This is a genomic window from Megasphaera intestinihominis (assembly GCF_040096415.1).
In the GTDB taxonomy this organism is placed as follows: domain Bacteria; phylum Bacillota; class Negativicutes; order Veillonellales; family Megasphaeraceae; genus Megasphaera; species Megasphaera intestinihominis.
On the sequence record NZ_JBBMEU010000141.1, the window covers coordinates 1 to 898 of the forward strand.

General features: G+C 37.0%; 2 protein-coding genes. Both read left to right on the forward strand.

Annotation, left to right across the window (positions count from 1 at the left end):
- Nucleotides 1-83 precede the first annotated feature (83 nt).
- Nucleotides 84-308 carry a restriction endonuclease gene (locus tag WMO23_RS11350; protein ID WP_349174130.1) on the forward strand — a complete coding sequence of 75 codons (225 nt, stop codon included), beginning with the start codon at nucleotides 84-86 and terminating at the stop codon, nucleotides 306-308.
- A 243-nt stretch (nucleotides 309-551) separates the two neighbouring features.
- Entirely contained in the window at nucleotides 552-743 is a 192-nt protein-coding gene (gene tnpA / locus WMO23_RS11355) for an IS66 family insertion sequence element accessory protein TnpA (RefSeq protein WP_302420382.1), read from the forward strand.
- Nucleotides 744-898 lie beyond the last annotated feature (155 nt).

Here is an 898-nt window from a genome sequence, read left to right on the forward strand (position 1 = left end):
CCAATTTTCGTTACTTAATACTATATCATGCACTCTTAAAATTTTCAGTACTGGTCTGAATTCACAGGCCCATTATAGACTTCATGTATGTCGTCAAGAAAGCTAATGGAACTAAAGATTTAAACATTGTTGTAGAGACGAAACTCGTAGAGAATCAATCGACGCTGCGCGGCAAAGAAGAAGCCAAGATAAAGTGTGCCGAGAAATTTTTTCAACAGTTAACACTGGACGGTTATAAAGTATCTTTTCACACTCAGTTGAGCAATAAGAAGGTTAAACAGATAATTGAAGAAGTTATAAATGAATAACGAAAAACGGCTATGCAAGAGGATAATCCTGCATGGCCGTTTCTTTTTATCCATCATCTATCGTCATACAGCATTTTACAACTTTTTGAACAAATAAAGTAAGAGGAAGATAAATCGGTGGATTTAATCTTCTGGCTGTTTGTGAGGCAATAGGCTCATCAAACAGGATAAATGAGACAAATTAGAGTTTCTCCCATTTTGTCTAAAAACTCTAATTTGTCCTATTCAGTAAGGAGAATGTTTTTGGATACTCAAAAAATTACACACGAAATAAGAATGAAACACTGGATGCAGATCATCGCGCAGCGCCAGCAGAGTGGCTTAACGGTGAAGGGGTTCTGTGCGCAGCAGGATATCCTTATCAAGCAGTATTACTACTATACCTTTTTGAAAAGCTGCCGAATACAGCAAACTTCAAAGATGCCGAAACCTTGAATCAATACCTGCCTTGGGCAACAAAGACCCAGAAAAAGTGCAAAGAATAAATAGAATCAAAGCCTCAGACTTATGAAGAAAGGTAGTGTCAAGATTCTTTCGCAAATTCATTTCATCCGCCAGTAAATATCGTAATCAGATATATGGATTTTCCT

Bases quoted from the DNA above. Each gene is read 5' to 3' on its own strand.
- WMO23_RS11350 (WP_349174130.1), top strand. From the start codon at position 84: ATGTATGTCGTCAAGAAAGCTAATGGAACTAAAGATTTAAACATTGTT.